Origin of the sequence: Aliinostoc sp. HNIBRCY26, from assembly GCF_050235535.1 — a bacterium.
Lineage (GTDB): Bacteria > Cyanobacteriota > Cyanobacteriia > Cyanobacteriales > Nostocaceae > Trichormus.
The window spans coordinates 868,383-881,846 of the sequence record NZ_CP189852.1 but is presented as its reverse complement, the minus strand read 5'-3'; the positions used below and the strand labels follow the sequence as shown (position 1 = coordinate 881,846).

At 40.7% G+C, this 13,464-nt stretch carries 13 protein-coding genes and 1 other annotated feature; of the genes, 8 read left to right on the top strand and 5 right to left on the bottom strand.

The annotated features are described in order from the left end of the window. The first annotated feature begins 66 nt into the window (after positions 1–66). Positions 67–233 (top strand) — a sequence feature (ribosomal protein L10 leader region). Between the two features lie 60 nt (positions 234–293). Further along, the gene (gene rplJ / locus ACQFX9_RS03735) at positions 294–839 is read left to right on the top strand and encodes a 50S ribosomal protein L10 (RefSeq protein WP_236141312.1); all 546 of its coding nucleotides are present in this window, start codon (positions 294–296) and stop codon (positions 837–839) included. A gap of 83 nt (positions 840–922) precedes the next feature. Then, positions 923–1,309 (top strand): 50S ribosomal protein L7/L12, encoded by a 387-nt coding sequence (rplL, locus tag ACQFX9_RS03730; protein ID WP_427160764.1) that lies wholly within the window; start codon positions 923–925, stop codon positions 1,307–1,309. A 143-nt stretch (positions 1,310–1,452) separates the two neighbouring features. Here rplL and ACQFX9_RS03725 read toward each other — a convergent pair whose 3' ends face one another. The 3 genes from ACQFX9_RS03725 to xth all read right to left on the bottom strand — a co-directional run bounded on the left by ACQFX9_RS03725 (position 1,453) and on the right by xth (position 5,112). Next, on the bottom strand, positions 1,453–2,949 hold the full coding sequence (locus ACQFX9_RS03725) for an HlyD family efflux transporter periplasmic adaptor subunit (RefSeq protein WP_427160763.1): 1,497 nt from the start codon (positions 2,947–2,949) through the stop codon (positions 1,453–1,455). 365 nt (positions 2,950–3,314) lie between these two features. Next, positions 3,315–4,190: an SDR family oxidoreductase gene (locus ACQFX9_RS03720; RefSeq protein ID WP_427160762.1), complete on the bottom strand. Its 876-nt coding sequence runs from the start codon at positions 4,188–4,190 to the stop codon at positions 3,315–3,317. Positions 4,191–4,329: 139 nt separating this feature from the next. Further along, complete coding sequence (gene xth / locus ACQFX9_RS03715) at positions 4,330–5,112, bottom strand: exodeoxyribonuclease III (RefSeq protein WP_427160761.1); 783 nt, start codon at positions 5,110–5,112, stop codon at positions 4,330–4,332. Between the two features lie 1,191 nt (positions 5,113–6,303). On the opposite strand from xth, the gene ACQFX9_RS03710 reads away from it, so the two are divergent. Both ACQFX9_RS03710 and ACQFX9_RS03705 read left to right on the top strand, forming a co-directional pair. Further along, positions 6,304–6,495, top strand: a complete 192-nt coding sequence (locus tag ACQFX9_RS03710; RefSeq protein WP_427160760.1) for a hypothetical protein — start codon at positions 6,304–6,306, stop codon at positions 6,493–6,495. Between the two features lie 70 nt (positions 6,496–6,565). Further along, positions 6,566–7,588, top strand: a complete 1,023-nt coding sequence (locus ACQFX9_RS03705) for a zinc-dependent alcohol dehydrogenase (RefSeq protein ID WP_427160759.1) — start codon at positions 6,566–6,568, stop codon at positions 7,586–7,588. 6 nt (positions 7,589–7,594) lie between these two features. Here ACQFX9_RS03705 and ACQFX9_RS03700 read toward each other — a convergent pair whose 3' ends face one another. Further along, positions 7,595–9,172, bottom strand: a complete 1,578-nt coding sequence (locus tag ACQFX9_RS03700) for a HEAT repeat domain-containing protein (RefSeq protein WP_427160758.1) — start codon at positions 9,170–9,172, stop codon at positions 7,595–7,597. Positions 9,173–9,504: 332 nt separating this feature from the next. On the opposite strand from ACQFX9_RS03700, the gene ACQFX9_RS03695 reads away from it, so the two are divergent. Continuing rightward, a complete protein-coding gene (locus tag ACQFX9_RS03695) occupies positions 9,505–10,164 on the top strand; it encodes a tetratricopeptide repeat protein (protein ID WP_427160757.1) in 660 nt (219 codons plus the stop codon). Between the two features lie 314 nt (positions 10,165–10,478). After that, on the top strand, positions 10,479–11,090 hold the full coding sequence (locus tag ACQFX9_RS03690; protein WP_427160756.1) for a hypothetical protein: 612 nt from the start codon (positions 10,479–10,481) through the stop codon (positions 11,088–11,090). Positions 11,091–11,451: 361 nt separating this feature from the next. On the opposite strand, the gene ACQFX9_RS03685 is transcribed toward ACQFX9_RS03690, so the two are convergent. Then, positions 11,452–12,588: an IS4 family transposase gene (locus tag ACQFX9_RS03685; protein WP_427162786.1), complete on the bottom strand. Its 1,137-nt coding sequence runs from the start codon at positions 12,586–12,588 to the stop codon at positions 11,452–11,454. Between the two features lie 177 nt (positions 12,589–12,765). Between ACQFX9_RS03685 and ACQFX9_RS03680 the strand changes: the two genes are divergently transcribed. Both ACQFX9_RS03680 and ACQFX9_RS03675 read left to right on the top strand, forming a co-directional pair. Then, the gene (locus tag ACQFX9_RS03680; RefSeq protein ID WP_427160755.1) at positions 12,766–13,101 is read left to right on the top strand and encodes a DUF5674 family protein; all 336 of its coding nucleotides are present in this window, start codon (positions 12,766–12,768) and stop codon (positions 13,099–13,101) included. Then, the gene (locus ACQFX9_RS03675) at positions 13,101–13,463 is read left to right on the top strand and encodes a hypothetical protein (RefSeq protein ID WP_427160754.1); all 363 of its coding nucleotides are present in this window, start codon (positions 13,101–13,103) and stop codon (positions 13,461–13,463) included. Before ACQFX9_RS03680 ends, ACQFX9_RS03675 begins: the two co-directional genes overlap by 1 nt. Position 13,464: the final 1 nt, after the last annotated feature.

Sequence of the window (13,464 nt, the reverse complement as noted above, 5' to 3'; positions counted from 1 at the left end):
GGGACTGGAGACTGGTTACTAGGTACTAGGAAAAACCTTGACACCAATCTCTAATACCCAACACTCAAAATTAAATAAGCAAAGCCGGAGACAGCAGGTGCTACTCGCTTAATACCCTGCCGAGGTGAAAAGCTCTATAGTCGAAATACCATGTGGAATCGTGTGTATTGAAGGCTTTTAAGAGTTTTGATAATAAACCCCGGCTGAGACAGCTGGGGTTTATTGTTATCACCTAGTCAGATAAAAATAATCACCGGAGAAATCGACAGTTTTTTTGAGGAGGTGAAACCGATATGGGTAGAACACTAGAAAACAAAAAAGAAATAGTTGCGGAACTCAAAGAAAGTTTGAGTGAGTCAACTTTGGCAATAGTAATTGACTACCAAGGTCTGACAGTTGCCGAAATTACCGACTTACGGCGGCGGTTGCGTCCCACCGGCACTATCTGTAAAGTGACCAAAAACACTTTCATGGGTATTGCCATTCAAGACGATGAAAAATGGCAACCAATGTCGGAGTTGCTCAAAGGTTCTTCAGCATTCTTGTTAGTTAAAGAAGACTTTTCTGCGGCAATTAAGGCTTACCAAGACTTCCAAAAAGTTTCCAAGAAGACAGAACTTCGCGGCGGCGTAATGGAAGGTCGCTTGCTGAAAGAACCGGATGTCAAAGCTTTAGGAGACTTGCCATCCAAGGAACAACTCATGGGTCAAATTGCGGGAGCTATCAACGCTTTGGCAACAAAAATTGCTGTGGGTATCAACGAAGTTCCTGGTGGACTGGCGCGTGCTTTGCAAGCTGTTGCTGACAAAGAAAATAGCGGTGCAAGTGCTGGTGAATAGGTAAAAGGTGGTAAATCACCAATTATCAATTGCTAGCTACCAATTTACGAAAACAACAATCAAAAATTACAGGAGTAATATCCATGTCTGCTGCAACCGAACAAATTTTAGAACAATTGAAATCCTTGACCTTGTTGGAAGCTGCTGAATTAGTTAAGCAAATCGAAGAAGCTTTCGGCGTAAGTGCTGCTGCACCCGTTGGCGTAGCTGTAGCTGCTCCTGCTGCTGTTGCTGCTGCTGAACCAGTAGAAGAGAAGACCGAATTTGACGTAGTTCTCGAATCTGTTCCTGCTGATAAGAAGATTGCTGTACTGAAAGTTGTTCGTGAAATCACTGGTTTGGGTCTGAAAGAAGCTAAAGACTTAGTAGAAGCTGCTCCTAAAGCTATTAAGGAAGCTATTGCTAAGGAAGCTGCTGAAGATGCTAAGAAACGCATTGAAGAAGCTGGCGGTAAGGTTACTGTTAAGTAATTAAAACAAGAAGCTGCCGCTAATAAAAAAGGAGTCTTATTTAGACTCCTTTTTTGTGTTCAAATTTTGTGGGTTGTAGAGACGTTTTACACAACGTCTCTACATTGCAAAAGAACAACCCAATACCTTTATCTCAAAATTGATTATCTTACAGAAAATGCTTCACTAAATCGACGAGTTACAGGTTCAAGAATGAAAGTCAAAATCGACTTTTTCCGCGTCACAATTTCACCTGTAGCCGCCATACCAGGAGTAAAAGCCACCTCTTGACCACGCACTGTAAGGGTGTGTTTTTGCAGTTTGATTCTAGTAGGAAAAACTAGACCCAACTCTTTATCAACGGTAGCATTAGGACTAACTTGCACAACTTCACCGTCAATAGTGCCGAATTCTTGAAACGGAAAAGTTGACATTTTCACTTTTGCTTTCATCCCTTTTTGAATAAACCCAATATCCCGATTCAAGACTTTGACTTCTAAGAGAATTTCTTCACCTTCTGGCAGAATAGATAATAATTCTTCCCCGGCTTGGACAGGCCCTTTAGTAGCTTTAATTTTGTAGATAGTACCGGCGACTGGGGCTTTGATGGTTTCCCCGTCGGTTTCTTTTTTAGCTTGTTCTAATTGACCAGTGACATTAGTCAGTTCTTCTTGACGCTTATTAATTTGGGTGAGAATTTCACTTTTGCGTTCTGATGCAACACGTTGTGCTTGACTCCAAGCGGCTTGATAGGCGGCTTGGGCTTGGCGAATTTCTTGGGCTTGGGCTGCGATATCTTTTTCTAGTGATGTAACTTTATCTTGGGCTTCTGTGATGCGATTTTGGGCGTTTGTGACTTCATCTTTAGCTCTGGTAATCTCTGTTTGGGCGCGTGTTAGTCTTTCTTTGGCTTCCAGATAATCGACTCTGGGGACAGCACCAGGAGTAATCAAAGTGCGGAGATTTTCTTCACGACTTTGGGCAATTCCGAGATTACTTTCGACCTTGTCACGAATATTTTCGGCATTGGCAAGGTTAGTTTTTGCATTGATTACACCAGTTCTGGCACTAGCAAGATTATCTTGTAACCTGGTCAGGCGTACCTTTGCTTGATCAATCAAGGCTCGTTGACGACTGGCTTCGGCTTCGGCGGCGGCTTGACGGGCTTGGTAGTCGCGCAGGCGGGATTTTAGCAGTTCGTCTTGGATTTCTGTATTTGCAGTGCGATCGCCTAGTCGTTCTGCTTGTAAACGCTGCAAATCTTCTTGAATTAATTGGCTACTGCGAGAGAGGCGTGTGACATCAGTTTGTTTGAGGTCTGGGTCACGCTGAATCAGGACTTGATCCTTATTAACTCGATCGCCTTCTTCTACTTTAATCGCGACAATCGCCCCATTACCCAGAGATGTCACCGGTCTTACCTGAGTAGAGGCGATTAATTCCCCTTGTGCTACCGCCACCTCATCGATTTCCGACAAACCAGCCCAGGCGATCGCACCAAATATCACAAAGCTAATTGTTCCTGCTAATAATCTCGTGTAAAGCGGTGGTAATTCTTTTACAGCTTTACCGAGTTCATAGGATAGTTGGTCTTCTGGTCTAGCAAATACCTGTTTGGTTTGACGTGCTTGAGCCGCATTAGCTAATAGGGGATGTTTCATAAGTGGGGATTGGGTACTGGGGACACTTCGACAAGCTCAGTGCTTCGCTGGGGACTGGGGACTGGGGATTGGGGACTGGGAGTTTCAGCAGGGAATGCTCTAATTTATTCGATTTCTCTAGCTTTTACTCCTTTAATTACCCAGCAATAGAATTTCTAATTGCTGAGTAACTTAGGATTGGGAACTAAAGATAACGCGATGTGCGACTTATTCTCGAACCCCTCCCCTACAAAGAGAGAGGCTTTGATTCTTGCTCCCCTTCCCTTGTAGGGAAGGGGTTGGGGGTTAGGTTTGAAGAAAAGTTGCACACGGCGGAAAGATAGAGCTAAATTACCCAATCACCAGTCCCTAATCCCCAGTCCCCGTCAAACTGCTAAATAGCGTTTTAAGAAACTTTCTAGAGTCTCTAGAGAAAAACTGAAAGTTTGCTCTATATTAGCTATTTCCTCTTTTCTACAGAAAAATTCGTTGGACAGTAATGTCCGAAAAGTTCCCAAAGCCTTTTGTGCTTGTGGGTTAATCAATCCCAACATAGCCCTTAACCCATCCACCGCTAATAATGGCGAGTTAATGATTATTGGCTCTTTATTAAAAATGCGCCCAAAGATTTGGGGAATGTCTCCACGGTATAAGATTTCTGGGCCTCCCACGGGAAAGATTTGATTCAGTGCGCCTGGGATACTCACAGAATCTACTGCTATCCTGGCTAAATCATCTGTACTGACGATAGAAGTCCGATTTTTCGGGTCGCCAATCAATATATATAAGCCCGTGTCGCGGAATCTTTCGGCTAAGGGAAGTAAATTAGATGCTAGTCCAGCCGGACGTAAAATAGTGTAATTTAAGCCACTAGCAACTAAATAACGTTCTACAGCCCGTTTAGCTTTGAACACGGGAGCATCTTCATACCCCCGATCAACGCCTAAAACAGATATAAAAACAAAATGCTGGACTTGGTTAGCTTTCGCCTGATCAATAAGTTCAATGTTAGCTCGGTAATCTAAAGCCAGAGTATCACTATCAGAACCGTGGGAACTGATAATATATTGAACGCCTCGACAGGCTTTAGCTATATCTTTGTCATGCTTTAAATCACCAATGAAAATTTCCGCCCCTCGATGTTCTAATTCACCATAAGGCGAGGTAAGGCGAACAAATGCGCGCACAGACTGCTCCCGTTGGCGTAGCAGTCGCACCACTCGACGACCAATATCTCCCGTTGCTCCAGTTACCAAAAACATAATGATTAGGGATTAGGGAATAGGGAATGGGGAATGGGGAATGGGGAATGGGTGATTTACCCAGTACCCAGTCATCATTTTTGAATTTTGAATTGATTCTTCCCCAGTCCCTCATACCCAATATCCTAAAATCTCTTACTTAAAATTCCACAATTACTGGTGTGTGGTCACTGGGTTGGGTTAATTTTCTGGGGGTGATATCAATGATGCAGCTGGCTGCGCGATCGTATAGTGTAGGCGTTAGATAATGATGGTCAATTCGCCATCCTTGATTGCGACGAAAGGCGGCGGTGCGATAGTCCCACCAGCTATAGTGTCCGCCTTCGCTGGTAAATTTACGAAAAGCATCGGCAAAGCCTAATTCTAGAATATCTTTGAGGGCTTGGCGTTCGGCTTCTGAAGCCATAATGTGATTTTCTGCTTTGACTTTCTCGTGAATATCTCTGGCTTCTAAGGCAATATTAAAATCACCACACATACAAATAGCGGGTTCAGATGACAACAGTGTTTGCAAATATTGCCGTAGCACTGTCAGCCAACGCAGTTTAAACTCATATTTCTCGCTACCTATGGATGAACCGTTGGGAACATAGAGGTTTAAAATCCTCACCCCATCGATAACACCAGTAATTACTCGTTTCTGCTCATCCCAAATTGGATCAATCTCTGGCAGTATGGGGATGAATCCCATAGTTACATTTGCAAGCGGTTTTTGACTAACTAAGGCTACGCCATTATAAGATTTTTGTCCCGATACATATAGGTGATAGCCTAAATCCTCTAAGGGCGATCGCGGAAAATCTGCATCTACAACTTTAGTTTCTTGCAAACACAGAACATCTACGGGATTTTGCCCCAACCAATCAATAACTTGCTCTAGACGAGTGCGAATCGAATTAACATTCCAAGTGGCAATTTTCATCAGTTGACTAACTATAATCTGAAATTGATTAATGCTTTTTGCGCTAGCTTTTTTAGAATTATTTAATATTTACCAGATTTATTGGTTTTTAGCCATTTGCACCAAATCCATCTCATAAAAAATTGATCCCATCACATTTTTTTAGTATTGTTAGCTACAAATTATAGATATTTGTGAGTTCTGATACAAAATCTTTCACTATTTTATGATCCCCAGGACAGATGCAACTTAGAAGACATGAGTTATATTAATAAAGGCATGAGGTTATTAACTATGACTAGTGAGATAAAATATATCCAGAATCATTGACTATCCCGTTAACCAATATGACCCTTCTCAGGATCAATTTAGGTTAATTTAAATTGCAAACTTGCCAGTAGTAATTTTATTTCCTCATAATAATATTATTGAAGTTTTGGTTGTGGGGAGCATCTTACTGACAAAGCAAATCATGATCCCAATTCAGTAAACGTCAGCATCAGTAACATCAAGCGTCAACTTCATCTCAAATAGATTCAGCCCGTTAATAACGGTACTGCACTAGCAGATTCTCTATTCGTTACTCAACTACACAACCCTCTAACTCGGCGTTTTTAGGTTGCTTGTCTTCACAAAAATACCACAACAGGTGATCGCCATTGTCCAAAACATGGGCTAAACACTAGAAAATTAGAGTCGGTTGATGTAGCTCAAGCCAATTTTCCCAGACAAGAAAATTTTCCTCATCTAGCAGGAAAGCAAATTAAATATTTACGTGAAATTAACTATACACAAACAGCCATATTACTTGGCAATGTCAGAATCACTCTATTTCCTAATTATCTTTTCAGGAAAGATTGGCTTGGTAATGATGACATCGCTAGCAGCTAATACATCTGTTATGAAGATGAGATAAACATTCTGTACTAAGAATTTACAGAACGAGAAACAACTGATTTTCTTTACCAAATCCTTAACAAAATAGCCGGAAAGACTTGGGCGGTTATGGAATTAGCGCGTTATTTAGTGAAGAAAATATGTAGAAAACAAATTCAGTTCTATCCCAATGTTTAATAGAGATCAAAGTAACTACACACCAGGGGACAACAACCAAATTATGTCCCGATGTTATATCCATGCTGGTCGAATTTAATTTTAAACAACAATTTTCTTGAACATCTTTCAAAAATCATTTTTCAGGAGGAGATTGGTATGAGTATACTAGTCAATAATTGCCCATGCTGCGGTGGTTCAATCCTCCGCCATGTTCGTCACGGTGAATTGTATTGGTTTTGTTTATCTTGTAGACAGGAAGTTCCGCTTTTAAATACTAATCGCCTCACTACTGTAGACACTCGCAACACCAATGTAGTTACTCACTCATCTGCAAGTGCGGAGTGCTAAATCTTAGCTATATATGGTTTAGCTCTATCTGATAAAATCAGGTGGAGCTAAGTTAATAGGTAAAAAGGCTGTGCTAGCAGCATTACTTTATGGTCAGGAAGATTTACGCCTAGAACAAGTTGCAGACCCTGCACCAGATTTTGGTGAAGTAGTCATTAAAGTAGGGGTAGCGACAACTTGCGGTACAGATTTAAAAGTATGGCGGCGTGGTGGTCATGCCAAAATGCTAAAACTACCGACCTTATTTGGCCATGAAGCAGCAGGAGAGATTATAGCAGTAGGTGCGGGTGTCACAGGTTGGCAAGTAGGCGATCGCATCGTCGCTAACAACTCCGCACCCTGCATGAAATGCTTTTTTTGTCAACGCCAAGAATATTCCCTATGCCCCCATTTAACTTGGAATAATGGCACCTTTGCGGAATACTTAAAAATTCCTGCGCCGATTGTGCAGCATAATATGTTGCCAGTTCCCGATGAATTGCCGTTAGCATTAGCAGCGATGACAGAACCCTTGGCTTGTGTATTGCATGGGGTCGCTCGTTCTCAGATTAAGCCTCAAGATAGAGTTGTAGTTTTGGGGGATGGGGCGATTGGGTTGATGTTTGTCGCTGCTTTAGCGGAAAATACTGAGGTGTTGCTGTGGGGAGGTAACGACCACAGATTAGAAATTGGGGAAAAACTCGGTGCGGCTAAAACATTTAACTATCATCAAATTACCGATATTCCTGGCGTAGTCAAAGAACTGACCGATGGTTGGGGTGCAGATGTGGTGATTGAAGCAACAGGAGTACCCAGCGTTTGGGAAACTGCGATCGCCTGCGCCCGTCCTGGTGCTACTGTAAATTTATTTGGTGGTTGTCCTAGAGATACAACAATTACAGTTAACACAGAACAATTACACTACAGCGAACTCACCTTAAAAGGTGTATTTCACAACACACCTCAATATGTCAAGGCTGCACTTAGATTAATTGCTAGTCGCAAAATACCTTTTGAGTTGTTAATTAGTGAACAGCGACAATTACAAGATTTAGAACAAGTTTTTCACGACATGAAAGCACGCAAAGTTATTAAAGTGGGTATTACACCTTAATTGGGATTAATTTGGTTGTGACTTGATTAGCTCCTGTAAAGTCATGTTCAGTGCCTCTATTTCTTGTTGTGAGAAAAGATTTTTTTGATTTCGCAATGTTTTTAAAGTTGTCTCAAAATGAGATATTACTATTTCGGCATCAGATTTAGATAGAGTATTTATTAGCTGTGCAGAGCTATGAAACAATCCTGAACCAGCAGTATAACGTACTTCAACATCTGTATCTTGAAGAGCAGATATGAGTTCTAAAAAAACAGTTTTTGGTTCAACACCAATTTTTGTTCCATAAAACTCACCGAAACTTAAGAAATCTATTCCACGTTGAGTTGTAAAATTTGGCCATTGTTCTTGGATAGCGGAATTTAATGTTGGCAGAGGTAAATTAGCTTTTGCAGAAATTCCTGTCGATCCAATATATCCCACAATACTAATAGCATTTTGTCGTACCTTTGGTACAGGAGATTTGAGAGCCGCTTGAAGTTCTTTGCCAAAAGTTTGATATTCTTCTCGTACTAAAGCATAAATAGCGTTAAGACGTACTTGCTCATCCGAATCATTTAGTGCAGTAAAAATGATCTCTGATAACAAATCAGCAGGTTTTATTTCTATATTCGCTAAGGTAAAAGTAGCATTAGCACGTAAGCTCGGATCTGGATTTTGGAGAGTCGCTCTGAGTTCAGGGAAAAGCGCAGAGGTTTCTGCACCTATTAAACCCAAAGTTATAGCTGCATGATGACGCACATCCGGATCTGGATCTTTAAGAGCATCTCTCAGGTATGTAAGAGCATCTCTTAGGAATGGTAGTGTTTGTTCGTGCTTTGTATCTATGAATGGTAAGGTATCAATCACCAGAATACGTGTATTCTTATTTGGGTCTTGAAGGGCTTTAATCAATACTGGGAAAGCATTCATCTTAGCCAAAGCTAAAGCGGCAAGGGTACGTACATCCGGCTCTGAGTCTTGAAGCGCAAAAGTAATTTCTGGCACAGCTAATAACGTTTGATTGTCAACAAATGACTCCAAAGTTAGGGCTGCAAAAATCCGCACATCTCTATCCTGGTCTTTCAGAGCTATAGCAAGGTGAGGAGCAAGAGTTTGTTTTTTCTCCAGGGGCGTAGATAAAGGCATCTGACTCAATGCAAAAGCAGCACTGCGGCGTACTTCTACTTCTGAGTCTTGGAGTGCAACAATCAGACTAGGTACAGCAGCAGAGGCATCATCAGCAGAGGCTTGATGGTAAATTCTACCCAAAGCTTTGCAAACTCCACTACGTACTCGCTTATCTGGGTCTTTTAATGCTTTGATCAAAGTAGGAATTGCCTCTTGACCAATTGTCGCTAACTTTACCAGAGTCTTTTCCCGCTCTTCTCTGTTGTCAGTTTTCAACTGTTCAATCAGATGTGTAACTTTTGTGCTGCTAGTATTAACTTGTGCTAGTGGTGATGTTGATTCTGTGTTGGAGGAGACTGCAACCAACGAAAGTTTACTTTGAATAGGGATTTGTCCCGCTACGGACATCACTTGAGTTAACAACGACAGCACTAATGTAACCGTAGCAACAACTGTTGAGCCTAAATACTTCATAGATTTCTCTGTAATTTTTATGACTTAGGTTTGTGTTGGCTTCCCTCACGGGTTTTCGCAACTGCCCAAGAGAATAATATGTTGGCAAAACATTACTTAACAGAAAAACGCCGTTTTTACTGTGTATTTCATGGAAAGGACGATTCTACCTTGATACTGGTGATGCAATATCTAGAGAATCTCTCTGATAAACAAACAGGCAATGTCGTTGGAGTTGGCAGACCCAGGTTTATACAAAAATTCCTAGCTAAAATGAGACTATTGGAAGATAAAAAGCACAACTTCTGCGCTTTAATCCTACTAATATTGCCAATTTTCTGGATTACATAATTATGAAATTTAGCTTTTCTGCACCTTCTTTATTAGCTCATATTTCATCTATTGTGCTGCTGGGTTTTTCAATACCAATGGTGATGCCAATTCTGGCTTCTAGTAACACTACCTGCCCAACTTTAAAGCCAGTATTCCTCAATACTTCAACTAACTTTATAGCTATGGGACACTTTCAAGAGGATTGTAAAAAAGACTCTCTTGGGGCTGTTGCGTCTTTTTCCCAGGCAATTCGGCTTAGTCCTCAAGCTGAAGAACCATATTATCATCGTGCCAATTCCTATTATAATCTTGGTAATTATCAAGCCGCAGTGGTAGATTATACAGAAGTAATTAGACAAAATACAGGTAAGTTTGGTTTCAGTCGTGATGCTTATTGGAATAGGGCGAGGGCTTACGAAAAGTTAGGAGAAAAACAACAAGCGATCGCCGATTTATCTCAATTGATTGGTGATAGCAGTACCAATGCTGAAGAGTACCTATTAAGAGGAAAAATGCACAAGGATTTAGGAAATAAAAAAAGTGCAAAGGCAGACTATCAAGCAGCAGAAAAACTTTTACAGCAATATGTAAGCGGTAATTTTGGCAGTGGTATGACAGATGTCAGATATCAACAAATGTTAGAGCAAGTTAGAGTTGACTTATTAGAACTAAACTCTTAACTAATGTGATTTATTTTGGTGTGTGATGGCATAAGTTGTTTGGTGATTTGCCATCATACACAACTATCTAATTAGGTAATTAATACTGCGTTATTACAGACTTTGAAATCACACGATATACCTCTTTCATTAATCTTGTTGTGTTGCTAAGAATATTATTTAAAAGCTCACGCAAAGACGCAAAGACGCAAAGAAGAACGCAAATAAGTAACTCTTAAACTGATTTTATAGTCAATGCAATAATTTTGCTGAAAAACGGGAAGACTATGATTACTCCCTTGGGGGTAATTTCTCTGTAGTTCCCGTATAGGAAAATGCTCAAAAAACCTCAGCTTAACTTGTTGATTTGCGCCTGTACTCTGGTTTCCGGGTTAGGCGTGGGAATGCTATTTGATACCAAAGCGAATGCTTTACCAGGACAAAGTACAGAGGAAGTTGGGACTTGGATGAAAGCCCATCCAACTTTACGTCCTGGTAGTGGAGAACAATTATATGTGCAGAAAAGTGATACAGCCGCCCAGCGATTTACTTTTCAGGCTTCTGTATTGCCTCCGGGTAAAGTAGAATTCACGAAAGATAGAAGTAGAATTCGCTATGAGCGTTTAGCAATGTATGATGCCGTTAATGGCATGAGTTTTCAGCGTTTACAAGAGTCTCTGCGTGTAATTTACGGTTTAGATATCTATCAAGACTTTAAAAATGCACAAACTGTGTATGAGTATCCTAATCAGAGTGCGGTTAATTCAGCACGTTTTGCCAAAACTCCTATTAGAGAAGCTTTAAAAGGAGAATTACGAATAGGCGATCGCTACGCCTATTGGATAGAAATTGCCCAACCGCGCAACGGTAAAGCTTTCACCGGACAAATGACGGTTTTACTTAAAAGTGACTTAGATAAATTAGAAGCAGAACTGCGAAATCGTTAATTCAGATATGGCAGTTTTAGTTTTTTTCAGCAATCACAGCCCCGAATTTTTGCAAAAATTTGGGGTTTTGTCATGAAGTTCTTGAATATTACGCTTGCTAATAATCACATACTCAATTCAGTTGTCTAAAATCAGCAATTAGTGTATAAATTGACGTTGTTTGCCCAGTAGGACTCATTTCAATACTTCTCGGTTAAGAGTTAAGCAGTATTGAGAATAAAAAAAGTGAGTGGTTGACGTTTAGTACCCGCTCCTGAGTGGATTGGTTTTCTAGATGGAAACTTAGAACGAGGTTTTTTGACTACTCTGGGATTTGTTCTGCCCTGTCTTGGAGGGATTTTTTGCTCCATAATTTCTAGAATTAACTTGGAGAAAAAAAGGGTAACTGCTCACCATTAGCATCTTGAAAATCAGAAATAGCTCGACGAATAACTTTGAGAGAACCAGTAAAACCTAAGCGTAATGGAGATATGCCAGCAGCAGTTGCGGCTTGAAACATTAAAGTACGAACTGCATAATGGCTTAAAAGCCAGCCGTAGATTTCTTGAACAACTTCGCGGGGTTTGAGAGAACGAATTGGAGTTTTACGTCCATTAAGATGGGTTTTTAACTCATCAATAGTATTTTCGATTTCCCAACGCTGATGATATTCTGTAGCCAACAATAAAGCCGGAAATAGAGCAATATCCATCAAACTGGTAATTAGACGATAAGTTTGTTGTCCATTTTCAGAGTCAATAGTATATTCTATAACTCGTACTTGAATCCTTGTTCCGCCTTTGTTCTTGGATTTGCGGTCTGGAGCAATCCAGGACAAATATGAGCCATCGTTTAAAACCTTGTCTACGGGAAATTTAACGTTCTTTGGCACTCGGCCTAAATAGTGGCATCCGCACTTTAAGGTGGCATGAACCATACGGTAAGAATGTAGCCCTCTATCCCACATCAGCAGCATCCCTTGACTGCAAGCTCGGAGTAATTTTAAAGCTCGTACTCTTTCTCCTATGCGGTAAGGACACATCAAGGCATCAACAATTAAATGCGTTCCCGCCTCAATTAGCAATACTAAACGGACTTTGGGAAATGCCGCTCTAGTTCCTTTTCTACTGCCTGGATATCCAAACACCCTGGCATTAGCCGCACTATCTGGCACATCCAACACTGTACCGTCTACTGCCATTACTCGTAGTCCTCCTAAAAATGCTCCTGGAGTCTGCACTGTCGCTAATGGTCTGACTATCTTGTGAAACAGCCGACTCATTACCCAACATCCCAATCTCTGTCTGGCTTCACTAATTGAAGAACTACTTGGTACTTTCCAATACTGCCCTAATCGCGTCCATTCTCTACTTAATCCACTCACCAGATTTTTCAGTACGTCCCCCATTGCATCTGATGACCATAGATTCATCGCTATGACTAGACACACTACCAACCCAGATGGCAATTTCCGCGTTCGCTCTTCATCACTGTCTGTCTCTGATAGAGTTTCTCTGATTACTGATGGCGAAATGACTGTTTCTATTGCTTTGAATATTAACTCTGCTTCTAAGGTTGGCGTTATCAACGAAAAATCTTTTAGCAGCACCAATTTTTCCCATCCCACTTCTTGGAGAACAATTATCACTTTACCTTGCTTTTGTTCTTAACCGAGAAGTATTGGGACTCATTTCCATTGGTTTTAATTATCCGTGAAGCCGCCACCTCTGAACAGATAGAGGAAATGCTGAAAACTTGGGATGTATTTATTAAAATAGCAGTAGATATAGAGCGTCAAATTCTAGCGGGTGGTGGCGTTCGCCATTACGAATGTGAACAAGAATTGCTCAAAGACGGTAGCAAACAACGATATATTTGGGGTGCTGATTGGTCTCCTTACACTCAAGAGATCGTATTTGAGTCAATTATTAACATTCGCCCCAGTCAAAACAATCGTAGTATGATCATCCAATCTCAACAAATTAGAGAACAAGTTAGTCAAATTACCAAGCAATTGCTAGGAGGACTGTAATGCCTAACTGGAGTGCAATTGAAGCTAGTTTTGTCAACCAAACCCATGCACAACAGTTGGGAGAATTAGCGGCTTGTTTAGCACGTCTTAATTCCTGGTTAGAAAAGAGTGCTAACCGGGAATTAGTTCCACTTTTAATTGAAGAAAGTTTAGTTTATTTATCTTTGATAAGACAAAAAAACGAAATAAATAATTTTGAATTCAATGAACTTCAAAACTTGCTACAGACATGGAAACAAGAGTGGATAAATATTTGGGACAAACCAACAGAAACAGCAAGTATTGCGGTGATTGCATCTAATTGGTCACAGCTAATATTAGATATGTCTGGATTAGTGACTTCTGAATCCATGAGTGCTTAGT